The organism is Streptomyces speibonae (assembly GCF_984686075.1).
Map to the genome: position 1 here is coordinate 95,730 of NZ_OZ480260.1, position 22,025 is coordinate 117,754.

General features: G+C 70.5%; 19 protein-coding genes and 1 pseudogene. 6 read left to right on the forward strand and 14 right to left on the reverse strand.

The annotated features are described in order from the left end of the window. Positions 1-164: 164 nt before the first annotated feature. Positions 165-734, forward strand: a complete 570-nt coding sequence (locus tag AC5L3C_RS00280; RefSeq protein ID WP_493646222.1) for a CGNR zinc finger domain-containing protein — start codon at positions 165-167, stop codon at positions 732-734. Positions 735-1,030: 296 nt separating this feature from the next. Here the strand turns inward: AC5L3C_RS00280 and AC5L3C_RS00285 are convergent, their stop codons facing one another. The 3 genes from AC5L3C_RS00285 to AC5L3C_RS00295 all read right to left on the reverse strand — a co-directional run bounded on the left by AC5L3C_RS00285 (position 1,031) and on the right by AC5L3C_RS00295 (position 4,636). Continuing rightward, complete coding sequence (locus AC5L3C_RS00285) at positions 1,031-1,771, reverse strand: dienelactone hydrolase family protein (RefSeq protein WP_493646223.1); 741 nt, start codon at positions 1,769-1,771, stop codon at positions 1,031-1,033. A gap of 21 nt (positions 1,772-1,792) precedes the next feature. After that, complete coding sequence (locus tag AC5L3C_RS00290; RefSeq protein WP_493653701.1) at positions 1,793-2,518, reverse strand: MFS transporter; 726 nt, start codon at positions 2,516-2,518, stop codon at positions 1,793-1,795. Between the two features lie 951 nt (positions 2,519-3,469). Beyond that, positions 3,470-4,636, reverse strand: a complete 1,167-nt coding sequence (locus AC5L3C_RS00295) for an ROK family transcriptional regulator (RefSeq protein WP_493646224.1) — start codon at positions 4,634-4,636, stop codon at positions 3,470-3,472. Positions 4,637-4,713: 77 nt separating this feature from the next. On the opposite strand from AC5L3C_RS00295, the gene AC5L3C_RS00300 reads away from it, so the two are divergent. The 4 genes from AC5L3C_RS00300 to AC5L3C_RS00315 all read left to right on the forward strand — a co-directional run bounded on the left by AC5L3C_RS00300 (position 4,714) and on the right by AC5L3C_RS00315 (position 9,022). Beyond that, the gene (locus AC5L3C_RS00300) at positions 4,714-6,003 is read left to right on the forward strand and encodes a Gfo/Idh/MocA family protein (RefSeq protein ID WP_493646225.1); all 1,290 of its coding nucleotides are present in this window, start codon (positions 4,714-4,716) and stop codon (positions 6,001-6,003) included. A gap of 73 nt (positions 6,004-6,076) precedes the next feature. Beyond that, positions 6,077-6,994: an SIS domain-containing protein gene (locus AC5L3C_RS00305; RefSeq protein WP_493653703.1), complete on the forward strand. Its 918-nt coding sequence runs from the start codon at positions 6,077-6,079 to the stop codon at positions 6,992-6,994. Between the two features lie 4 nt (positions 6,995-6,998). Beyond that, a complete protein-coding gene (locus tag AC5L3C_RS00310; RefSeq protein WP_493646226.1) occupies positions 6,999-8,093 on the forward strand; it encodes an ROK family protein in 1,095 nt (364 codons plus the stop codon). Beyond that, the gene (locus AC5L3C_RS00315) at positions 8,090-9,022 is read left to right on the forward strand and encodes a 1-phosphofructokinase family hexose kinase (RefSeq protein ID WP_493646227.1); all 933 of its coding nucleotides are present in this window, start codon (positions 8,090-8,092) and stop codon (positions 9,020-9,022) included. The genes AC5L3C_RS00310 and AC5L3C_RS00315 overlap by 4 nt, the downstream gene beginning before the upstream one ends. 140 nt (positions 9,023-9,162) lie before the next feature. Here AC5L3C_RS00315 and AC5L3C_RS00320 read toward each other — a convergent pair whose 3' ends face one another. The 7 genes from AC5L3C_RS00320 to AC5L3C_RS00350 all read right to left on the reverse strand — a co-directional run bounded on the left by AC5L3C_RS00320 (position 9,163) and on the right by AC5L3C_RS00350 (position 17,041). Beyond that, positions 9,163-9,522, reverse strand: a complete 360-nt coding sequence (locus AC5L3C_RS00320) for a putative quinol monooxygenase (protein WP_125501296.1) — start codon at positions 9,520-9,522, stop codon at positions 9,163-9,165. Positions 9,523-9,785: 263 nt separating this feature from the next. Continuing rightward, complete coding sequence (locus AC5L3C_RS00325; RefSeq protein ID WP_493646228.1) at positions 9,786-11,093, reverse strand: alpha-glucosidase/alpha-galactosidase; 1,308 nt, start codon at positions 11,091-11,093, stop codon at positions 9,786-9,788. A gap of 111 nt (positions 11,094-11,204) precedes the next feature. After that, complete coding sequence (locus AC5L3C_RS00330; protein WP_493646229.1) at positions 11,205-12,095, reverse strand: carbohydrate ABC transporter permease; 891 nt, start codon at positions 12,093-12,095, stop codon at positions 11,205-11,207. Then, complete coding sequence (locus AC5L3C_RS00335; RefSeq protein WP_493646230.1) at positions 12,092-13,036, reverse strand: carbohydrate ABC transporter permease; 945 nt, start codon at positions 13,034-13,036, stop codon at positions 12,092-12,094. Before AC5L3C_RS00335 ends, AC5L3C_RS00330 begins: the two co-directional genes overlap by 4 nt. Before the next feature lie 13 nt (positions 13,037-13,049). Then, positions 13,050-14,378, reverse strand: a complete 1,329-nt coding sequence (locus AC5L3C_RS00340) for an ABC transporter substrate-binding protein (protein WP_493646231.1) — start codon at positions 14,376-14,378, stop codon at positions 13,050-13,052. 896 nt (positions 14,379-15,274) lie between these two features. Continuing rightward, the gene (locus AC5L3C_RS00345; protein WP_493646232.1) at positions 15,275-16,132 is read right to left on the reverse strand and encodes a class II fructose-bisphosphate aldolase; all 858 of its coding nucleotides are present in this window, start codon (positions 16,130-16,132) and stop codon (positions 15,275-15,277) included. Positions 16,133-16,156: 24 nt separating this feature from the next. Further along, positions 16,157-17,041: an SIS domain-containing protein gene (locus AC5L3C_RS00350; protein ID WP_493646233.1), complete on the reverse strand. Its 885-nt coding sequence runs from the start codon at positions 17,039-17,041 to the stop codon at positions 16,157-16,159. 531 nt (positions 17,042-17,572) lie between these two features. Between AC5L3C_RS00350 and AC5L3C_RS00355 the strand changes: the two genes are divergently transcribed. After that, positions 17,573-17,713, forward strand: coding sequence for a hypothetical protein (locus tag AC5L3C_RS00355; protein ID WP_493653705.1), 141 nt, complete (start codon positions 17,573-17,575; stop codon positions 17,711-17,713). A gap of 103 nt (positions 17,714-17,816) precedes the next feature. Here AC5L3C_RS00355 and AC5L3C_RS00360 read toward each other — a convergent pair whose 3' ends face one another. The 4 genes and pseudogenes from AC5L3C_RS00360 to AC5L3C_RS00375 form a co-directional block, all read right to left on the reverse strand. After that, entirely contained in the window at positions 17,817-19,331 is a 1,515-nt protein-coding gene (locus AC5L3C_RS00360) for an aldehyde dehydrogenase family protein (RefSeq protein ID WP_493646234.1), read from the reverse strand. A gap of 123 nt (positions 19,332-19,454) precedes the next feature. Next, positions 19,455-20,018, reverse strand: a complete 564-nt coding sequence (locus AC5L3C_RS00365; protein ID WP_493646235.1) for a TetR/AcrR family transcriptional regulator — start codon at positions 20,016-20,018, stop codon at positions 19,455-19,457. Positions 20,019-20,227: 209 nt separating this feature from the next. Beyond that, positions 20,228-20,326: pseudogene (locus AC5L3C_RS00370) on the reverse strand (NADP-dependent oxidoreductase); the annotation flags it as partial. Between the two features lie 13 nt (positions 20,327-20,339). Continuing rightward, on the reverse strand, positions 20,340-21,929 hold the full coding sequence (locus AC5L3C_RS00375) for an alpha/beta hydrolase (protein WP_493646236.1): 1,590 nt from the start codon (positions 21,927-21,929) through the stop codon (positions 20,340-20,342). Positions 21,930-22,025 lie beyond the last annotated feature (96 nt).

A 22,025-nucleotide genomic window follows, 5' to 3' on the forward strand; every position in this document is an offset into this window, starting at 1 on the left:
GGGTGCCGCGCCGGCAGCACACCGGAGGCCGGCCCGACGAGGGACCAGCGGCTGCCAGGCCTCCGAATCGCCTTCGACCCCGTCAGGGCCGCGACGTGCAGCGCGAACCGTCTGGAGCAGTTCGCTTGCTTGTTCTCGGCAGGGCAACCGGCTAGGGTGGTTCCATGCCCGTCAAGCGATTCCCCGAGTTCCGTCTCGGCAAGGTGCTGGCGACCAGCTTCACGGCGACCCTCACGGAACGCTGCGGTGAGCCCGTCGAGCGCATCCCCGTCCCGGAGCGGCTGGTCGACTGGCTGGCGGTCAACGGGCTCAAGGTCGATTCGTGCAGCGATTCCCAGCTGGAACACGCCCGGCAACTACGTGAAGCGATCCACAAGGCCGCTACCGCCGTGGCGACGCAGGCTCCCCCTCCCGCCGCAGCCATCCAGGTCATCAACGACCGCAGTACGGGGGGCCATGCCTCAGCGGTCCTCTCGCCCCGGGGCGAGCACGAGTGGCACCTGGGTTCCGCCTCCGTCGAGGACGCCCTCAGCGTGATCGCCGCCGACGCGGTCGACATCGTCTCGGGCGCGCGCGAGGGGAGGATGGCGTTGTGCGCGTCCCCGACGTGCCGGGCCGCCTTCTTCGACACCAGTCGGGGCGCCACGCGCAGATGGTGCGAGATGAACACCTGCGGGAACCGCGAGAAGAAGGCGCGTTTCCTCGCCAACAAGCGCCAGGACCACGCCGGCTGACGTCGCGACAGGCGCCGTTTGCACACCGACACCTCTGCCTCCTGGCCGTGCCCCTCTGCCAAGGAGGCGCCCCACCCAGCCGAACGGCGACCGGAACACCTCGGGTCCGGCCGCCGCAAGCGAGCAGCCGAGCCGTCTTCGCTCATCCCGACCGCGCCCAACGCCAGGGCCTTCCCGGTACGCTGGAAGCAGCCGACGAGGGCAGGCGGCCACCCGCATGCCGTTGCGCGGTGCGCACTGTGACAACCGGTCAGTGTCCGGTGCCGATCAGGCCGGCACCGGCCTGCCCGCCCGGATCATTCCCCTGGGCCCCCCGTGACAGGCAAGCACTCGGCGAGCAGATCAAGGACGTCACGCCAGGCGCGCCGCGCGTGCCGTGGGTGGTAGCCGGTGCCATCGACTGTGGGGTGGCCGACCGGCGGATGGTGGAAGGCGTGCAAGGCGCCGCCGTAGACCGTAAGGCGCCAGTCGACGCCCGCGGCCTGCATCTCGGCGATGAACGCATCCCGCTGCCCGGGCGGCATGATCGGGTCCTCCGACCCGACCCCGGCCCACACCGGGCAGCGAATGCGCGCCGCCTCACCCGGCCGGCCCGTGGTGATCGCGTTGACTGTCCCGATCGCGCACAGACCGACACCATCACGCCCCAGTTCCAGCCCGACGGCACCCCCGGTGCCATAACCGATGACGGCAATCCGGACGGGGTCGGTCCGCGGTTCACCGCACAACACGCCGAGCGCCGCGCGCCCGATACCCCGCATCCGGTCAGGATCACCGAGCAGCGGCATGCAGCGGGCCAGCATCTCCCCGGGATCAGCCAGATAACGCCCGCCGTGAAGGTCGAAGGCCAACACCACATACCCCATCCCGGCGAGGACATCGGCCCGGCGACGCTCGACATCACTGAGGCCCAAACCCTCCGGCCCGAACAGCACCCCCGGCCGGCAGTCGTCACCACCCGCCGGAAGCGCGAGATACCCAATCATCGTCAAACCATCGGCCCAATACTCGACCGCACGCGTCGCAACCTCCGCCATAAGACCGGACCGTAATCTTCATCAAACACAATCCAGCCGCCGCTCTGCCGCTAGCAGAGCAGGTGCCCCTCTGTGAGAACCGTCCTCCTTCCCGGTGGGCAGGAGCAGCGCGGGCCCTGTGGCGAGGGCAAGGAGCGCGACGGCCCACCAGTAGGTGTACTGGTAGGCGTCGGCGGCCCGGGCTGAGCCCGCCACAGCGGTCGAGTGCGACGTGAGTACGACGGACATCGCGGCAATCCCGATTGCTGACCCTGTTTGTGAGGTTATGTGCAGCAGGGTGGTGGCCGAGGGGACGTCGGCAGCGGCCAAGTCGCGTGTCGCCGTGGTGTTGACGGGCATGAGGACCATACCGACGCCCACGCCCGACACCGCCATCGCTGCACACAGGATCCAGTAGAAAGTGGCTGGGCCCAATTGCGTGGTGAACAAGGACAGCCCGAGCGCGGCGACAATGATGCCGGAGACGATGACCAGTCGCGGGGAGACACGATCCATCCGCCGAGTGGCGATTTGCATGGCGATGCCCACGGCAACCGCCAGAGGGACTCCGAGCAGACCGGACGCGGCGCTCAGGCCCCGGACCGTCTGGTAGTACATCGGGGTCAGCAGCATCGAGCCGAAGTAGCCACAGGGAAACAGCAGCATGATGGCGAGTCCGGCAGCGAAGGTGCGGTCGTGCAGGAGCCGTAGCCGAAGCAGTGGGGCTGGTGTGGACAGGCAGCGGACGATGAACCCACCGATGAGCAGTACCCCCGCTGCTCCTGGAGACCGGCGGCGACGGCCGCGTCACGCGCCGCATCGTCCAGAGTCCGATCGCGCCGGCGAGTGCCCACACGGCTCCCACACCCGTCAGGATGCGCCACGAGGTGTCGCGCCGTTCGGCATGCGCGATGCCCCAAGCGCCGCCCACGGCCCAGTAGAGCCAGACCAGCCCTACGGCGGCGGCAAGAGCCGCCGCACCCTCCACATACCGCACGGGACGGTCGGCGACCGGCGCCGCGAAGGCCACCGGCCAACGTCGGCGCATGTACGACGGCAAGGCGACCGCCAGTCCGAGGCCCATACCGACGAAACTCATCTGCACGAGCACTCCCTCCCACAGCGGCATCGCCGGCTCATCCGAACCGGGAGCCTCCTCCGTCCCCTTGTGCAGGGCAGTGGCGATGAGAGCGAACGGCAGCACCGATACGAGGAACCCGCAGCCGACCCAGGCAGTCGCGGCCACCAGCCGGCCGGGCAACCTCATCCCCCACGGGCGCACGAGCGCGAGCGCCAAAGCGATCCCGGCTGTGGCCATGCCTATGGTCACGGCGTTCAGAAGGACCCATTCGAACAGGGTGTAACCCGCGCCCACAGGGGCGATTCCGAGAAGCGAGCCGCCCACCCAGGATATTTTGATGAGCAGATACGGCGTCATGGCGATGGCCGCCCCGTAAGCGGCCACGCGTCCTGTTTTCTCCCAGAGCTCAGCTGGAACTTGCTTTTGGTCATTCACTTTGTCGGTCGACATCGCCTTCATATCCGTCCCCTGGACAGCACCGCTTCAACAGCGGTGCAACCCGGGATCGAAACCGCGCGGCTCACGCACCGCGGCATCCGCCACCAGGTCCATGCGAGCCTGGCAGGCAGCCGGGCCGTGCGGATCCCCACCCGGAAGGAGGACAGCTCCACCGTCCGGCGGAGGACACAGCGACACCCTCAGACGCCACGACCACGGGAGAAGAGGGCGGGCCCCTCCATGGCGCCTCGTTCGTGTATGTCACGGCTCACGTGGTCGAGTGCGAGGCGCACTGCTCCGAGGGCCACACCCTCGTCGCCGAACTCCGAGATCCGGACCTCGGGCGTGCGGATGCACCAGCGGTCGAGTTCGATTTTCAGGGGGTCGGCGATGAGGTCCGCCGAGCGGGAGAAGCCGCCGCTCAGCACCACCAGTTCCGGATCGAGCGTCAGCACCAGCGCCGCCGCCCCCACGGCTACTTCCCGTACGTAGCGGCGTACGGCCGTCCTGGCCTTGCGGTCGCCGGCCCGGGCCGCTTCGAAGACCGCCCCGGCCACGTCGACCTCATCGGCCGAGGGGTCGGCGCCCGGCCAGGACCTCAGATGCTCCTGGGCGCGCATCCAGCCGGCCGCGGGCAGTGCGCCGAGCTCCCCGGCCGCGTTGCCGAACCCGCGGTGCAGCCTGCCGCCGATGATCAGGCCGGCGCCGGTGCGCAGACCGGCCTGGATGAGCACGACGTCCTTGGCGTGGCGGGCGGCGCCGCGCCAGGACTCCGCGAGCGCGGCCAGCTTGCAGTCGTTGTCCACCAGTACAGGCGCGCCCACCAAGCGGCGCAGATGGGCGGCCAGGTCCATACCGGTCCATTCGGCGAGCGCCTCGGAGAGCAGCACCCGGCCCGCGCCGTCCACCAGGCCGGTCGTGGCCGCGCCCACCGCCCACACGTCCTCGGCAGCCAGGCCCGCGCCGGCCAGCGCCTGTCCCACCACTGAGTCCAGCGCCGCGAGTCGTTCCTCGCGGCCCAGGGAAGGCGATACGGCGGCGCGGCTGCTGTGCACCGCGGTGCCGTCCAGATCCGCGACCACAGCCAGGATCTTGTGACCGCCGATGTCGATGCCCAGCACATGGCCGGCGTCCGCCCGGAAGCGGTAGCGGCGGGCAGGTCGACCCACTGTGCCGGCGGCAGGCGGTACGACGGCCACCCAACCGCGTTCGACCAGGTCACGGACCACGTCCTCGGTGGATGCCCTGGACAGCCCGGTCCGCCGGGAGAGGCCGGTCAGCGTCTGTGCGGGCTCTTCACGCAGAGCCGTGATCAGCGCCAGCGAGTTCAGCCGGCGGAGCTGGGAGAGGTCACCACCACTCGTCATCCCGGTCACCACATCCTCTTGAGGCCGCTACCCCGCGCCAATAATGATGGTCTCCATCATAAAGAGGGAGGGATCTCATGTCACAGGTGACCCTGGTTCTGGTCGGTGCCGGGCTGCGCGGACAGACCTACGCGCGCCGGGCCCACGCCACTGACGCGGGCCGGGTGGTGGCTCTGGCCGAGCCGGATCCGGTGCGGCGTGCGGCGGCGGCCCGGGAGTTCGCGGTCCCGCCGGAGCGCGCATATGCCGACTGGACGGAACTGGCGGCGGACGGGCCGCTCGCCGACGCCGCCATCATCGCCACCCAGGACCGGCTGCACACCGGGCCCACCGTGCGGCTGGCCGACCAGGGATATCACGTACTCCTGGAGAAGCCCATGGCCCCCGGGGACGAGGAAGCCGCGGTCATCGCGGAGGCGGCCGCGCGCAACGAGATCATGCTGGCTGTCTGCCACGTGCTGCGCTACACCCCTTACACCCAGGTACTCAAAGGTCTCCTCGACGACGGGCGCATAGGCCGTCTGGTCAGCGTCCAGCACCTGGAACCCGTCGGCTGGTGGCACCAGGCGCACTCCTTCGTCCGCGGGAACTGGCGACGCTCCGACACCTCGGCGCCCATGCTGCTCAGCAAGTCCTGCCATGACATCGACTGGCTGATGTACCTCTTCGGCCGCTCGCCGCAGCGGATCAACTCGTTCGGCAGCCTGTCCCACTTCCGCGCCGAGGCCGCCCCCCGAGGGGCGGCACAGCGATGCCTCGACTGCATGGTCGAGAGCAGCTGCCCGTATTCCGCCAAACGCCTCTACCTCGACTGCCTCACCGACCCCGACAGCGCGTTCTGGCCGCTGTCCGCGGTCACCGAGGACCACACCGAAGAGGGCGTGCTGGAGGCTCTGCGCACCGGCCCCTACGGCCGCTGCGTCTACGCCTGCGACAACGACGTGGTGGATCACCAGGTGGTCGCCATGGAGTTCGGCGACGGCGCGACCTGCTCGTTCACCATGAGCGCCTTCACGCCGATGGAGCACCGGCGCACTCAACTGCTGGGCACCCACGGTTTCCTCGACGGGAACGGCACGACCATCCGCCTGGTCGACTTCCGGACCGGCGCGGAGGAGACGATCGACACCGGCGCCACCGCCGGCGCCTCGGCGGCCGACGGGCACGGAGGAGGCGACGACGCGCTGGTGGACGCGTTCCTGCAGGCCGTCGCGACCGGCGACCCGCGCCTTCTCAAGTCGGACGCGGCGGCGAGCCTCGCCAGTCACCGGGTCGTATGGGCGGCCGAGGAGGCCCGCGCCACCGGCAGCGTCGTCACCCTGGCTCCCCCGTGCGCGGAGAAGCGGGAGCCTGGCGCTCATATGTGATTGCAAGGTACGGTTTTAGAGCATCTTCAATCACAGGATCGAAGTGAGGTCATCCGTGAGTCCCCCTGAGTTCATGGCGCAGGAGATCGACAGTCAGCCGGAGACGTGGCGTGCGGCGGCGCGTCTTGCCGCAGAGCCGTCATGTCCTCTGCCCGCCGCCGGGCAGCGGGTGGCCGTCGTCGGCTGCGGTACCTCGTGGTTCATGGCGCAGGCTTACGCGGCGCTGCGGGAGGCGTCGGGGTACGGGGTGACGGACGCGTTCGCGGCCTCCGAGGCGCCCCTCACCGGCCGCAGCTACGACTCGGTGGTGGCCATCAGCCGCTCCGGCACCACGACCGAGGTGCTCGAGGTCCTGGACGAGGCCCGGGGGCGGATCCCCTCGGTCGCTGTCGTCGGCGACCCGGACAGTCCGATGACCTCCGCCGCGGACGCCGTGGTGCGGTTGCCGTTCGCGGACGAGTGCTCCGTGGTGCAGACCCGCTTCGCCACCACGGCGCTCACGCTGCTGCGGGCCCACATGGGGTGGGACGTCACGGCGGCGGTGAAGGACGCCGAGGAGGCACTGCGCCGTCCGGTCGAGGACGCCTGGATCACCGCCGAGCAGTTCACGTTCCTCGGCCTCGGGTGGACGACCGGCCTGGCCAATGAGGCCGCCCTGAAGCTGCGCGAGTCATCGCAGAGCTGGACCGAGGCGTACCCGGCCATGGAGTACCGCCACGGTCCGATCTCGATCGCGGCCCCCGGCCGTGCCACCTGGATGTTCGGTGCGGCGCCCGAGGGTCTGGCGGGTGAGGTCGAGCGGACCGGTGCGCTGTTCGTCCAGCACGACGTGGACCCCCTGGCCGAGTTGGTGCTGGTCCAGCGTGTCGCGCTGGAGCGTGCGCGGGCGCGCGGACTCGACCCTGACGCTCCGCGCAATCTGAGCCGCTCCGTCATCCTCGAAGACCCCGTGGCCCCGCGAACGCCCGCGGCGGACCGAGAGGGAAGGTGAGACCATGCACGGCTCCACGCACCCGCCGGTCGGACACCCCCATGTGCCCGCCGGCCGTTCCGACGTCTCGGCCGGCCTGGTCATCGCCTGCGATGTCGGCGGCACCGGCATCAAGGCCGGTCTGGTCGACCCCCGCGGTCGGATTCAGCACGCCCGCACCGTGCCGACTCCGGTGGTGCCCGGGGACGGCGCGGCGACGGCCACGGCGGTGACGGAGTGCCTCGTCGGCCTGACCGGGGATCTGCGGGCGGCCGCCGAGGCCCGGTCCAGGTCCGTGGTGGCGCTGGGGGTCGTCGTACCGGGTCTCGTGGACGCCGCCGCCGGCGTTGCCCGGTACTCGGAGAACCTCGGCTGGCGCGACGTCCCGTTCGCCGAGCTCCTGGCCTCCGCCACCGGCCTTCCCGTGGCCTTCGACCATGATGTCCGCGCCGCCGGTGCCGCCGAGCAGCGGCTGGGTGCGGGGCGCGGCCGACGCGACGTGGTGTTCGTGCCGATCGGAACCGGCATCGCCGCGGCGCTCGTCCTCGATGGACACGCCTACGCGGGTGAGGGCTGGGCCGGCGAGATCGGGCACATCGACGTGGGAAGCGGCGTGCCGTGTGCCTGTGGTGGCTCCGGCTGCCTGGAGACGGTCGCCTCCGCGGCGGCGATCTGCAAACGGTACGCCGAGCGCACCGGGCGGCCGGTGGGCGGAGCATCCGATGTCGCCGAGCGGATGGCCGCCGGGGACGAGGACGCGGCAGCGGTGTGGGGCGAGGCGGTGGAGGCGTTGTCCGGCGTGCTGGCCGCCACCGCCGCTCTCGTCGCCCCGGAAGTCGTACTGATCGGGGGCGGGTTGTCCCGGGCGGGGGAAGCCCTGCTGGGACCACTGCGCCGTCGGCTGGACGCCAGACTCACTCTTCAGCGACGACCGCAGTTGCAGCTCGCGCGGCTCGGAGACCGGGCCGGGTTGCTCGGCGCCGGTCTGCTCGCCTGGGAACGAGTCGGGGTCCGGCTCGGGTCGCAGGACGGGCCCAAGGATGAGCCGGAGGACGAGCCGGAGCCCGCCACCACGGCCCAGCAGAACTCGGCCGCTCGCTCCAGGGGAGTCCAGCGGTGATCACCACCGTGACCCCCAACCCGGCGCTCGACCTGACCTACACCGTCCCGGGCCTCGTGCCCCGCACCACGCACCGGGTGCACGCCCCACGCCACCGGGCCGGTGGCAAGGGACTGAACGTCAGCCGCGTGCTGCACCAGCTCGGTTGCCCGACCCTGGCCGTGGCCGCTGTGGGCGGGCCCACCGGCACGATGTTCAGCGAAGAGCTCAAGAGTTCGGGGATACCGCACGCCCTCGTCGTGGTCACCGTGCCGACCAGGTGCACGGTGGCCGTCGTCAGCGTGGCCGACGGCGACACCACCATGTTCAACGAGGCGGGCCATGACCCGGGGCCGGACGGGCACCTGCGCCTGCGGCGGCTCCTGGAACGGGAACTGGCCGGAACCGCCGTCCTCGTCATCTCCGGAAGCGTGCCCTCCGCCACGCCGGACGGCACGCTCGCCGGGCTCATCGGGCTCGCACGCGACTGCGGCACACCGGTGGTGGTGGACACCTCCGGGTCGGCCCTGATCGAGGCCGCGTCCGCCGGCGCGGCCCTGCTCAAACCCAATGTCAGCGAGATCGTCGAAACCACGGGCATATCCGACCCGCTGCGCGCCGCCCATGCGCTGCGCGATGCCGGCGCCGAGCGCGTAGTGGTCTCGCTCGGTGCGGACGGCATGCTCGCCGTGGACACCCACGGCACCTGGGCCGCCCGTCCGGCGCGTGCCGTGCAGGGCAACCCGACCGGGGCCGGCGACGCGGCAGTCGCCGCCCTCGCCCGTGCCCTGCGGGACGGCATGCCCGTACCGGACGCGCTGCGCGAGGCCGTGGCGCTGTCCGCGTCCGCGGTACTCGCTCCGCTGGCCGGCGAGGTGAACGGGGGCGGCCTGGACGAGCTGCGCGACGGTGTGACCGTGAACCGGCTCGAGCGGCGCAAGTCCGCCTGACCGTCATCGACGCCATCCCCGGGGGACAAGCATCCTGCTGCTTGTCCCCACTCCTCCATGGTCCCCGCAGTCGCGTTCCCCGTGGTGCACTCGTCCGTCTGCGTCGCCACCACCGTGCGACGCGGCCGCGCTCGGGTGCCTCAGGCCCGGGGGTCCCTCTCGTTGCGTGCGTCGTACTTGCGCACTTCGTTGCGCATATGAGGGCTCCACTTGGCGAAGAGCGCCACGACCTCCGGTGCGGCGAGGTGCCGATCGAGCGCCTCCTGGGACGCCCATTGCTCGAGAACCGTGACCGCTCCCGCCGCCGCGTCCTCCACGCAGAACGAGATCAGCACGTTGCCGGGGTTCGCCGCGGCGATCGGGTACGTGGCCTGCGCCTCGGCGACGAACGTCTCGACGTCCTCGGGGGGAACGAAGACCCGGCCGGCGACGATGAGGGCCGTCCGGCCGGACGCTTGCGTGTCCTCGGTGGTGGCGGCCTCGTCCTGAGGCGAATTCATTGTTCCTCCTCTTTCTGGGTGTCCTGGTGCGGAGAGTCATGCCTGTACTCCTCGCACCGGTCCGTGCTGGTGGAAGGACCCGGAACCGCGGGCCCGGCAGGCAACCTAGAACCTGACACCAATGTGAGAGGCAAGTCATGTGGCCCGAGTCACAGGCGGGGAACCAGAGGCGGATCGGAGAACTCACGAAGCCATGGCGTAGCCCTCCTGGTGAACCGTCGGTTCAGCCAGGAGGGCTACGCCATGGCCTGGGCCCGGAGCCGTCAGTTGTTGAGGGCGGTGCGCAGGCCGGGTTGCAGGGCGTCGGCGTGGGCTTCGACCATGTCGTCGCACAGTTGCCAGATCTGGTCGACGGTCAGGGCCGCGGCGGTGGCCGGGTCGGTCATCGCGGCATGGCGGATGTGGCGGGGCTCATCCTCCGTCGCCGCCCGTACCACCAGGTCGTTGGCGCTCAGGTAGGTGCGGTTCAGGGCGGCCAGCTGGGGTGGCAGCGCACCGATGCGGGTGGGCTGGACGCCTGAGGCGTCGACCAGGCACGGAACCTCCACGACGCCGTTCGCGGGCAGGTTGTGGATCAGGCCCCGGTTGGGGACGTTGCCGTAGATCGTGCACGGTGTTCCGGTGACCATGCTGTGGATGATCTGCGGCGCGTACTCCATGGTGCCTTCGACCTCGATCGGCGCCCCGCAGATCAGGGCGTCCCGGGTCTTCTCGTAGGCGGCGACGTTGTCCTGGACCGTGCGCAGGTATTCACCGATCGGCAGGCGCAGCCGGTCGATCTCGCCGTCGTGGTGGAGGTACCAGGGCACGTACTCGGCGGAGTGCTCGCTGGTCTCGGTCGGATAGTGCCCGAGGCGCCGGTACATGTCCACGCGCACCCGGCGGCGCAGCTGCTCGTCCTCGGCGATCGCGGCGTCGAGGAGCGGATACAGATCGCTGCCCTCGTGCTCGAAACGCAGCACCCATGCCTGGTGGTTGACGCCCGCGGCCTGGTAGGTGACCTCCTCGTAGGGAACCTTGACCAGGTCGGCGAGGCCCCGCATCGTCCAGTACACCGAGTGGCACAGACCCACCACCTTGGTCAGGCCGGTGGCCTGGCTGAGGTACTGGACGTTCATCGCCATGGGGTTGGTGTAGTTGAGCAGCCAGGCGTCCGGACAGACCTCGGTGATGTCCTGGCCGAGTTCCTTCAGGAAGGGGAAGGTGCGCAGGGCGCGGAAGATGCCGCCCACGCCGAGGGTGTCGCCGATGGTCTGGCGCAGCCCGTAGCGCGCGGGGACCTCGAAGTCGGTGCGGGTGGCCTCACCCATGCCGATCTGCACGATGTTGATGACGAAGTGGGCGCCGTCGAGTGCCGCACGGCGGTCCCGGTGTGCGCTGATCACGGGGTGCGCGTGACGCTCATCGGCGATCAGCCGGGCCGCGGCCTGGGCGGTGGACAGGCGTTCGGCATCGATGTCGTGCAGTGCGATGTGCGCCGACTTCAGCTCGTCGAAGGCGAACAGGTCCGCGAGCAGGCCCTGGGTGAAGACGACGCTGCCGGCGCCGATAAAGGTGATCTTGAGGCTCATGAGAGTTGGTATCCGTTACGGGTGAGAGTCGAAGGTGTGCACCGCGTGCGGCCTCATGGTGAGAGCGAGCACCGGTGGAGCGGTGGGCCACCGGCGGACACGGTGTCGGTTTCAGCCCTTGAGGCCGCTCGAGGTGATGGACTGGATGAAGGTCTTCTGCGCGGCCAGGAAGGCGAGCAGCACGGGCAGGACGGTGATCACGTTTCCCGCCATCACGGCGGCCCAGTTGGTGTGGTGCTGTCCCTGGAAGGTGGTGAGGCCGAGCTGCAGCGTGTACTGCGTCTCCTGGTTGATGGCGATCAGTGGCCAGGTGAGGTCGTTCCAGGTGCTCAGGAAGGTGAGCACGGCCACCGTGCTCAGGGCGGGGCGGGACAGTGGCAGCACGACCTGGCACAGGGTCCGCAGCCGCGAGCAGCCGTCGATCCAGGCGGCCTCCTCCAGTTCCCGGGGCAGTGAGAGGAAGAACTGCCTCAGCAGGAACACCGCGAACGGGGTGACGAGCGAGGGCACGATCAGCGCGCCGAGGCTGTCGATGAGACCGAGTTCCTTCATCACCAGGAACGTCGGGATCATCGTCAGCTGGAACGGTACCGCCATCGTGGCCATCATCATTCCGAGCAGCAGCCTCGAGCCGGTGAACCGCATCCGGGCGAAGGCATAGCCACCGAGTGTGCCCAGGACGAGGTTTCCGGCGACCGTCGCCACCGAGACGATCAGGGAGTTGGCGAACCAGCGCGGGAACATCGCGTTGCCCAGCACATAGCGGTAGCCGCCGAGGTCGAGGTGGGAGGGCCACAGCGCCGGCGGGAAGCGGTTGATCTCCGCGTTGCTCATCACCGAGCTGAGCAGCAGCCAGATCAGCGGTACGGCGAAGAGGAGCGAGAGCGGGAGGAGCAGCAGGTGCCAGGGGCTGAACGGCAGCCGTCGGCGGCCCCGCGGGGGCGTGGGCGCCTCGGCGGCGACGGTGGGGGCCGCGTAGGGCGGGGCGGAGGTCGCCGTCATGCGGTGGCTCCTTCGAGACTGCGGCGCTCGCGCCGGCGGACGATACGCAGGATTGCGGCCGTCAGGCCCAGGACAACGGCCAGCACATAGGCGGCGGCGGCTCCGTATCCGGCGGCGCCGTTCTTGAACGCCTGCTCCCAGATGAAGTAGACGATCACGGTGGTGGAGCCGAGCGGGCCGCCCTTGGTGGTGACGTAGACGAGGTCGAAGACCTGCAGGGCGTTGATGGTCTGCCACAGCACGAGGAAGACGCTGACCGGGGTCAGGGTGGGCAGGGTGACGTAGCGGAGCACCTGGCGGCGGTTGGCCCCGTCCAGGATCGCGGCCTCGATGAGGGACTGCGGAACGTCCTGCAGCGCCGCGAGGTACACCACGAGGCAGAAGCCGGTGCCGCTCCACAGGGTGATCGCGACCAGGACGAGCAACGCCTGGGAGGGGTCGGTGAGGAAGCCCTGGGAGGATATGCCCAGATGGTGCAGCACGGCGTTGGCGGCGCCGAAATCGGGATCGAGAATGAAGGAGAACAGCACGCCCTGCGCGGTCGCGGAGATGACGAACGGCACGAAGATGAGGGTGCGGTACAGGCCCACCAGCCGGATGCGCCGGTTCAGCGCGTGTGCCAGCATCAGGCCCGCCGCCATGCTCAGCGGCACATACAGCACGACGTAGAGCAGGGTGTTGCGCACGGCCTCGCTGAAGCGCGGGTCCTCGGCCAGAGCGCGGTAGTTGTCCAGGCCGGTCCAGTGGCTGGGGGTGACCAGGTTGTTGGCCTGGAAGGACAGCAGCAGGGACCAGACGACGGGCACCACGCCGAGTCCGAGAATGATCACCGCGGAGGGTGCGGCGAATGTCCAGGCCGTGGCGGCTTCGCTGCGGCGTTTGCGGCGGCGGCGGTCCGGGTGCGGCCGCTCGATGGTGATCGGTGAGGGCAGGCGTGACACGGGGTCGGTCTCCTCAACGCGGAAGGGCGAGGGCGGGGTTGGCGGTGTCGGCGCAGGCCCGCATGGCCTTGGTCGGGGTGCTGCGGCGCAGCAGTACCGAGACCACCGCCTCCCCGACCGCCTTGGAGACCTGTGGGTAGGCCGGGTGGACGGGGCGGACCCGGGCCGTTTCCAGTGCCTTGGTGAACACCGCGAGGCCTTCGGTCCCGGTGGCCTTTTCCTGCCAGTCGGGCATGCTTTCGGTGCGGCGGCTGAGCGGGAGGCTGCCCGCCTCCACGTCCCAGACGACGTCCTGTTCGGGCTGCATCAGCCAGCTGACGAAGGTGCGTGCCGCCTTTTCCCTGGCGGATCCGTTGCTGAACACCGTCCAGGTATCGGGCCCCGATATGGTCACCGGCCGGCCGGAGAAGCTGGGCAGCGGCACGACGTGGTAGTCGACCTTCGCCTGCTGTATGTCGGGCAGCTGCCACGGGCCGGTGAGGACCATGCCCATCCGGCCGGACATGAAGACCTGGTACATCTGCTCGCTGCCGGGCTTGGGGTCGATGTAGACGCTCTTGTCGCGGGCCAGGGCGTCCACCACCTCGAGGGCACGCACCCCGCTGTCGGCGAAGCCGATCTTCTTGCCGCTGGAGTCGACGACGTCTCCGCCGAGGTCCCAGACCATCGGCCACAGCCGCCATACGGTGTCCTCGTCGCCGGCGCCGGGCCAGCCGGTGCCGAACTGGCCCCGGCCCTCGTCGGTCAGCTTCTTCGCGGTGTCCTGGAAGTCCTGCCAGGTCCAGCCCGCCTTGGGCAGCGGGAGGCCTGCCTGACGGAACAGCTTCTTGTTGCACACGACGGCCAGGGAGTCCAGCAGAGCGGGCGCCGCCCGCACCTTGCCGTCGACGGTGACGGCGTCGCGGGCCGGGGCCCAGTAGTTCGACCACGGAGTGGAGGCGGAGCCCACGGTGTCGGTGAGATCCACGACCTGCGGGCTCACGGCGATGCTGGCCAGGTCGGAGCCGAAGATGTAGGCGATGTCAGGATAGGAGCCGGCGGCCAGCCCGGCGGTCACCTTCTGCAGCATCGCGTCGGCCAGCACACCGCCGCCCAGCCCGACCTTGATGTCGGGGTGGCTCTTCTCGAAGTCGGCCACCAGTTTCTCCAGGGCCTTCTTCGCGATGTCGGTCTGGCCGTGCCACATCTCGATGTGGACCTTGCCATCGGCGGCGACACCGTCGTCGTCGCCGGCTGTGCAGCCGGATGTGGTCACACCTGCGGCTGCCGCAAGTGCCATGCCTCCGCCGGCGCGCAGGACGCCGCGGCGTGAGGGGTGCGCGGTGTGTCGGACCGCATCCATCTGTGTACCTCCGGGGGGAATTCGGGACGGGCGGCGGCTATTGCGCTGACCGGTCAGGATGTCTGGTCGGGCATTCGGTCGCCCCGGATCGGCCGCGTTTCAACGACATTGCGCGCGGGGCTCGGAGCAGGTCGTGCGAATGTATTCACTGCTGTGGGCAGGGACGGTCACGTCGCTGGACGATGCCGGACGAACGGCCGCGGACGGGCGAAATGGCCCGGCGGCCTCTCGACGCTCTTGGAATCGTTCACGGTGAGCGTTCAAAAAGACGCCCTAATCGAACATGGCCGAGGCCGGGGATGGCGGTGCTGTTTCCCGCGGCCCCGTCGGCACGGCCGTCGGCCCGGCCGGTGAAGTAGCCGGATGCGGCGCCGAGTCGGCGCGGTTCACCGCGCGCGCCTCTCCCGTACCGAGGCCGGTCCCTTCGCGGGAGACCTCAAGAATTCGGCTCATGGTCGAACTCCAGCGGATGGTGGGCACGTCCCCGCCTCGGACACTCAACGGTGTCCTGGCGACTCAGTCCGGGCTCCTGATGCAAAAGCCAGCTACCGGCTGGGCGTACCTCTGCGCCGAGTGCGGAACTTCGGCGTTGCAGGGGAGTAAATCGGCCATGGATACCCATGTCAAGGGTTCGAAACAGCACGATTTGCGGTTGTTTCTACGGAGGGCTCGATATGCCGCGCATGACCTCCGTCGGGGGCATACTCGCGTAACCCGGTCCCCGGTGACGGGGAATGGGGCATCAAAGCGGCGCATCGGCGTGCCGCACCAACGCTGAATGCCGGGCCCCACGGAGACATCCGCCGATTGGCGCAAAAGCGTTCACGGCGGCTCGGCGGCCCCGCGGGCTGTCCAGGACACACCGCCCCCTGCGTACGCCGGGCGGCAGGAGCCCGTCAGCCGCGTGCGCCCAGCACCGCGAGCAGGCGGGTGACGGTGTCGGTCATGGCCTGACGGCCGGCGGCCAGATAGGTGCGCGGGTCGACCGTGCCGGGACGGTCGGCGACGCAGCGGCGGATCGCGTCGGTCATGGCGATGTTGAGCGCCGTTCCGATGTTGACCTTGGCGATGCCGCCCGCGACCGCCGCCGCCAGTTCCTCGTCGGGGACGCCGGAGGAGCCGTGCAGCACGAGCGGTACCGTGAGCGCCTCGTCGAGGCGGCTCAGCAGTGGGTGGTCGAGGGCGGCTGTGCGCGAGGTCATGGCGTGCGAGCTGCCGACGGCGACGGCCAGTGCGTCGACACCGGAGTCGGCGACGAACTGCCGGGCCTCGTCGGGGTCGGTGCGGGCGCCCGGTGCGTGGGCGTCCAGCGGCGGACGGCCGTCCTTGCCGCCGACCTCGCCGAGTTCGGCCTCGATCCACATCCCGTGCGTGTGCGCCCAGTCGGTGGCGGCCCGGGTGGCGGCCAGATTCTGTTCGTAGGGCAGATGGGCGGCGTCGAACATCACCGAGCTGAAACCGGCATCGGCGGCCTGACGCAGGAGGCGGTTCTCCTTGACGTGGTCCAGATGCAGGGCGACCGGTACGGCGGCCGCCTCGGCGGCGGTGAGGGCGGCGCGGGCCAGGGGCAGCAGCTGCCCGCGACGGTACTTGACGGCGTTCTCGCTGATCTGGAGAACCACCGGGGACGTGACGGCTTCGGCGCCGGCGATGACGGCTTCGACGTGTTCCAGGGTGATCACGTTGAAGGCCGCGACGGCGCCGCGCTTGGCAGCGGCCTCGCCGACCAGGGCGCCCGTTGCGGCGAGCGGCATTGTCCTCTCCTCTCTTCCGGCCGGTCAGGAGGCCGTCAGAACGACCGAGCGGGTCAGATGACGTGGCCGGTCCGGGTCGAGGCCCCGGGCCGCGGCCACCGCCACGGCCAGGCGCTGGGCCCGTACCAACTCGGCGAGCGGGTCCAGGTGTCCCTCGATCCACCGTGCGCCGGTCGCCTCGACCTGCTCGGCGAGACCGGCCGGCGCCTCGCCGAACATCCAGGTCGCGGTGCCGGCGGTGGAGATGGAGATCGGTCCGTGCCGGTACTCCATCGCCGGATACGCCTCCGTCCAGGACAGGGACGCCTCACGCATCTTCAGCGCCGCCTCCTCGGCCAGACCGACGCTCCAGCCGCGGCCGAGGAAGGTGAACTGGGTGCACTCCACCAGACCTTCGGGCAGCGGCTCGGCGAGCGCGGTGCACGCGTCGGCGACGGCCTCCCCGGTGTGCAGGCCGAGGTGTGCGCGCAGCAGGGTGAAGGCGGTGGTGGCGAACCGGGTCTGCACCACCGACTTCTCGTCGGCGAAGGCGAGCACGACAAGATCGTCGACGGCCTCCGAGACGGGCGTGTCCGGATCGGCGGTGATCGCCGTGGTCCGCGTGCCGCCACGCAGCTGTGCCAGCAGGCCGAGGAGTTCCGTGGTCGTGCCGGACCGGGTCAGGGCGATGACCCGGTCGTAACGGCGGCCTGCGGGGTACGTCGACGCGGCGAACGCGTCCGTCTCGCCCAGCCCCGCCGTCTCGCGCAGGCGGGCCACGGCCTGCGCCATGAAGTAGGAGGTGCCGCAGCCCACCACGGCCAGCCGCTCACCCGGGGCACCGAGCACGTGTCGATGCCCGGCCGACAGTTCGGCAGCCCGCTCCCAGCACTCGGGCTGACTCCTCAGTTCCTTCTCGACATGGGTCATGCCGGGGCGCCTCCTGTCGTCGCAGTGATCGTTCATGCAAGAAAAAGCAGTGTTTCAATCACATTGAAGCACAGCCACCCGGCTATGGTCTGCTGTCGTCGCCTCACGTTGCCGCGTGGTCACGACGGATCACGCAGGATCACGCCGGAGGCGGCGAAGCCTTGACACGGTTTCAGTCCGGTCGATCTACTCCCCGGCAAGAAGTCGGGCCTGGCCGCCACTTGTGCGGCGGCGGCCCTGGCCGGCGCGCTGCTCGTCCCGGGCACCGCCTCGGCCGCCCCGGCCGCCGGCCTGTACAACAAACGCGTTCCAGGTTCAGCCCGGAGCCGAGGACGAGCGGGACGCGGACCTGCTGCTGCGCGATTCCTCAGGCGAGGTCGTCTACGACGAGGACTGGAGCGAGGCCTCCTCGACATCCGCACCGCCGCTCCGGCGGGCTGCTGAGCAGCTTCCAGGCGCAGGCGTTCATCAGGCTCCTGTCGGCGCGCGCACGCCGGCGGACTGGCGATCGCCCAGAAGAACACCGTTGAACTGGCCCGCAACCGCGTCGCCAACGGACTCGACTTCGCGGTCGCCGAGAAGTGCGGGCGATGTGTCGCCGGCGGCCAGCAGCGGATACGTCCGCCAGACCTGCTGAACCCCGTGCCGCCGACGGCGCGGCCCGCCCCCTGAGAACCGCCCAGGAGACCGCCGGCAGGCACCGACCGGCGAAGGCTCCCCGGAAGCGAGTCGCACCGGCCGTGCGGCTCGCTTCCCCGGTGCTCGGACCCGCGGGTCACAGGGCTACGACGACTGCCTTGGACTGGGTGTAGGCGTCGAGGACTTCCAGTCCGCCTTCGCGGCCGAGCCCGGACTGCTTGTAGCCGCCGAACGGCAGGTTGCCGGTGCTCATCTCGCCCCACGTGTTGATCCACACCGTGCCCGCCTGCACCGCGGCCGCCATCCGGTGCGCGTTGGCGAGATCGGTGGTCCACACCGATGCGGCCAGGCCGTACTCGGTGTCGTTGGCCTGCGCGATCGCGTCGTCGATGTCGGTGAAGGTCATCAGCGCTCCGACCGGCCCGAAGATCTCTTCCCGCACGATCCGCATTCCGGGGTTCACGCCGTCGAGCAGTGTGGGCGCGATGAAGTAGCCGTGGTCGCCGTAGCGGGTACCGCCGGTGACGACGTTCGCTCCTTCCCGCACGGCGAGGTCCAGATAGGAACTCACCCTGTCGAACTGCGCCTTGGTCGCCAGGGGGCCCACCACGGTTCCGGCCGACAGCGAGTCCGCCGGGGTGAAGACGGTGGTCATCTCCTTCGTCAGCAACTCGACGAACTCGTCGCGGATGCTCTCCTGGACGAGGATGCGCGTCGTCGCGACACAGGCCTGGCCGGCGTTGCCCAGGAATCCGGCGGCGACGCCACGGGCGGCCTGGTGAAGGTCGGCGTCGGCGAACACGACGGAGGGGGATTTCCCGCCGAGTTCGAGCGTGACCTGCTTGAGCGACCCGGTGGCCGTCCGTTGCACATGCTTGCCGGTGGCCGTGGAGCCGGTGAAGGCGATCTTGTTGACGTCCGGGTGTGCGACCAGCGCCTGGCCCGCCTCGTCACCACGTCCGGTGACCACGTTGACCACACCGTCGGGCAGGTCGGTACGGGCGAGCAGCTCGGCCAGGCGCAGGGTGCTCAGCGACGCCGTCTCCGCCGGCTTGAGGATCACCGTGTTGCCCGCGGCCAGGGCCGGAGCGAGCTTGCCGGGGAGCTGTCCCATCGGGCCGTTCCAGCCCCAGATGATGCCCACCACGCCCAGCGGCTCCTTGCGCGTGTAGGCAAGGCGGTCGCCCCCGGCGGGCACGTGCGTCCCGAACAGCTTCGTGGGCCAGCCGGCGTAGTAGCGGAAGATCTCGCCGGCCTCCGCCAGCATGGTGGTGGTGATCGCGCGCGGCGCGCCCATGTTCACCGAATCGATGGTGGCGAGCTCGTCGGCGTGCTCCTCGATGACGTCGGCGATCTGGTGAAGGATCCGGCTGCGGCGGTCCGGTGTCATCCGCGCCCAGGAGGGGTCCTCGAACGCCTTGCGTGCGGCCTTGGCCGCCGCGTCCACATCGGCGGCGTCACCGCGGGGAACGGTCGCGAGGGGCTGTTCGGTGGTCGGGTCGGTGTTGGGCAGCGTCTGCCCGGACACCACGTCGGTCCACTGTCCGGCGATCCACATCCGCCGGTCGCCGTCCCGTACGAACGCGGGAAGGTCGCGGCGGGCTTCCTGTGCGACGGGCGGGGTGAGGGCTGCTGCGGACTGTGCGCTCATGGCATCTCTCTCGTTCTCTCGGAGCCGGGCCGTCCCGGCAAACGGATAACCTATCCACAACGTAGTGGATAGGTTATCCGCTTTACAAGGGGGCAGCCCCCGCCCGCCCGGGCAAGGAGTCGGTCAGGCCCCCCGCCTGCGCAGACCGTCGAAGAGAACCTGGATCATCGACCCCTTGGAAGACGCGTCGTCCCGCACCCGCTCGAGGGCCACCACGGCGTCCAGCACCTGCCCGAGGGAGACGTCGTCGCGCACCTCGCCGCTTTCGCCGGCGGCGGCGAAGAGGGGCTGGGCCGCCGCGATCACGCGCGACCGGCTCTCACTGAGCACCTGGCTGTCGCCACCGGAGTCCTGGAGCAGCAGCGCGGCCAGCGGCCCCTTCCGGGCTCCGGCGGCATGGAAACTCCACAGCCAGGAGAACAGCGCCTCGCCCGGCGTCCTCCCTCCGATCGTGCCCGCCGACGCGCAGATGTCGTCGACCTGGGCGCGGTACAGCTCCTCGACCAGTTCCGTCCTGCCCGGGAAATTCCGGTACAGGGTCGCCATGCCGACTCCGGCACGGCGGGAGATCTCCGCCATCGACGGGAGATCACCGGTCTCCGCGAGCGCCTGGCGTGCCGCCTCGATGATCTTGGAGCGGTTGCGCCTGGCGTCGGCCCTCTTGCCGGGCCCCGGCTCGTCGGCCATGAACACACCTCTTCTGAAGCCTCCGGTACAGACCACCCAGCTTAGTGGACAGGGTGTTCGTTTCAGTCCGGGCGCGGAGGTGCGGGCCCGCGATGGTGGTCAGGGCGGGGTCGTCCGGCTCCACCAGGAGGGGGCTGGAGTCCGCCGGGTCGTGTCACCGACACCGAGGGCACGGTCTTGTCGGCGTGGCAGGCGTGCCGGGGTTCGCGCGCGGTGTCCGCCAGGGCCTGCCAGGCGGTGAGTGCCGCGAGGGGCAGGGCCGCGGCCTCGACGTGACCGACCGAGGCCGGCTTGCGGGCGGGTGCACGGTGTTCCGATCGCTCAGCCGGCCGGCCGGCCGCAGGTGATGTCCCGGGCGGGCAGACGGCCGGTGGCCAGGTAGGTGTTGACCGCCCCGTCGACGCAGGGGCTGCCGAAGACTCCGTACACGGCGTGCTGGTCGGCGCCGCGGAGGGTGAGCAGGCGGGAGGAGGGCCACATGCGTCGCAGTGTCCGTGCGCTGTGGTAGGTCGTCCGCGGGTCGCCCGTCGCGTTGACCAGGAGGGCCGGGAGGTCGTCGCGGATGGTGGTCGGGTGCTCCCGCGGCGGGTCCCAGAAGGCGCAGGGGCTGATGTTGTTGGTCACGGGGCCGAACAGGGGGTACGGGCCGCGGGAGCGCTGGATGTCGCGCCAATAGGTCTCGGGAGTACGGGGCGCGGGTACGTCGCCGCACAGAATCGCCGTCTGGACGCTGCCGTACGCGGATTCGGCCCCGCTCAGCAGGAAACCGAGCGTGCCGGCCAGCCACGGTGAGGGGGTGACCGGCCGGCCCCGGGCGGCGCGGTGCATGTCCCGTACGGCGTGGGCGAGGTCGGCGTAGGCGGCGTCGTTGTCCTGCGAGAGGCCGGTGAGGATGATGACGGGCACCATCCGGTCGTCCACCCGGTGGCTGCCCAGCGGCAGGGGTGTGCGTCCGGCGGCGGTCTGGATGCGGTGCACGGTGGCGAGGATCCGGCCGGGGTCGCGGCCCAGGCCGTAGGTGGTGTGGCGGGCGGCCGCCCAGGTGGCCCAGCCGGTGAGGGCGTGCCGGTTGGCCGCCTCCGTGCCGCGCAGCAGACGGGGGCCGTAGCGGTCGGGGGCGATGACGCCGTCGAGGACGACCCGGTCGGTGCGGTGGGGGAACAGAGTGGCGTACACCTGGCCGAGGTAGGTGCCGTAGGAGTATCCGAGGTAGGAGATCTTCCGCTCGCCGAGTGCGGCTCGGACGATGTCCAGGTCGCGGGCGGTGTTCCGGGTGGTGACATACGGCAGGACGTCGCCGGCGGAGGTCCTGCAGCGGTCGGCGAGAGCGCGGGCCAGGGTCGTGGAGTGATCGAAGCCCGCGCGGTCGTTGCCCGCGCCGCGTAGGAAGGAGCCGGTGGGCCAGCGGCAGTCCAGAGGGGCGCTGCGGCCGACGAAGCGGGGGTCGACGCCGACGATGTCGTAGCGCCGGCCGGTGTGTTGCATCGCCGTGCGTATCCAGGGCGGGTCGCCGATGGTCTGTCCGCCGGGGCCGCCGCCGTTGAGCACCAGTGTTCCGGTGCGGTGGGCGGGGTCGGATGCCTTGATGCGTGAGATGGCGACGGTGAGGGTGCGCCCGTCCGGTTCGTCGTAGTTCAGGGGAACGGTGACGTCGGCACAGCGGGCTCCGGCCTGCTGGAGTTCTCTGCCCGTTTCGTCGTCGGGTGAGCGCAGGCAGCTGGTCCAGTGGAGGGGCTGGTGGTGGTAGCGGGCGAGGGGATGGGGGGTCTTGGGTGCGGGCCCGGCCGCCGCGGCGGGCGGTGCGGGTGAGGCGATGGTGGTGAGGAGGCCGGCGAGGCAGGAGGCGAGTGCGGTGGCGGTACGGGTGCCGGGACGCCTGCCGGTCCGTGAGGCCGATAAGAAGGTGGGCATGCCACGCCACCGTAGGCGCGGGCGACTGCGTGGTCGCTCCGGCAGGCAGGTGCTTCGCGGGTGGGGCCTGCCCGAGCACGGACGAGGGAAGCGCCC

Coding starts and splice junctions, on each gene's coding strand:
- AC5L3C_RS00280 (WP_493646222.1), top strand. CDS start 165: ATGCCCGTCAAGCGATTCCCCGAGTTCCGTCTCGGCAAGGTGCTGGCG.
- AC5L3C_RS00285 (WP_493646223.1), bottom strand. CDS start 1,771: ATGGCGGAGGTTGCGACGCGTGCGGTCGAGTATTGGGCCGATGGTTTG.
- AC5L3C_RS00295 (WP_493646224.1), bottom strand. CDS start 4,636: ATGACGAGTGGTGGTGACCTCTCCCAGCTCCGCCGGCTGAACTCGCTG.
- AC5L3C_RS00300 (WP_493646225.1), top strand. CDS start 4,714: ATGTCACAGGTGACCCTGGTTCTGGTCGGTGCCGGGCTGCGCGGACAG.
- AC5L3C_RS00305 (WP_493653703.1), top strand. CDS start 6,077: ATGGCGCAGGAGATCGACAGTCAGCCGGAGACGTGGCGTGCGGCGGCG.
- AC5L3C_RS00310 (WP_493646226.1), top strand. CDS start 6,999: ATGCACGGCTCCACGCACCCGCCGGTCGGACACCCCCATGTGCCCGCC.
- AC5L3C_RS00320 (WP_125501296.1), bottom strand. CDS start 9,522: ATGAATTCGCCTCAGGACGAGGCCGCCACCACCGAGGACACGCAAGCG.
- AC5L3C_RS00325 (WP_493646228.1), bottom strand. CDS start 11,093: ATGAGCCTCAAGATCACCTTTATCGGCGCCGGCAGCGTCGTCTTCACC.
- AC5L3C_RS00330 (WP_493646229.1), bottom strand. CDS start 12,095: ATGACGGCGACCTCCGCCCCGCCCTACGCGGCCCCCACCGTCGCCGCC.
- AC5L3C_RS00340 (WP_493646231.1), bottom strand. CDS start 14,378: ATGGATGCGGTCCGACACACCGCGCACCCCTCACGCCGCGGCGTCCTG.
- AC5L3C_RS00345 (WP_493646232.1), bottom strand. CDS start 16,132: ATGCCGCTCGCCGCAACGGGCGCCCTGGTCGGCGAGGCCGCTGCCAAG.
- AC5L3C_RS00350 (WP_493646233.1), bottom strand. CDS start 17,041: ATGACCCATGTCGAGAAGGAACTGAGGAGTCAGCCCGAGTGCTGGGAG.
- AC5L3C_RS00360 (WP_493646234.1), bottom strand. CDS start 19,331: ATGAGCGCACAGTCCGCAGCAGCCCTCACCCCGCCCGTCGCACAGGAA.
- AC5L3C_RS00365 (WP_493646235.1), bottom strand. CDS start 20,018: ATGGCCGACGAGCCGGGGCCCGGCAAGAGGGCCGACGCCAGGCGCAAC.
- AC5L3C_RS00375 (WP_493646236.1), bottom strand. CDS start 21,929: ATGCCCACCTTCTTATCGGCCTCACGGACCGGCAGGCGTCCCGGCACC.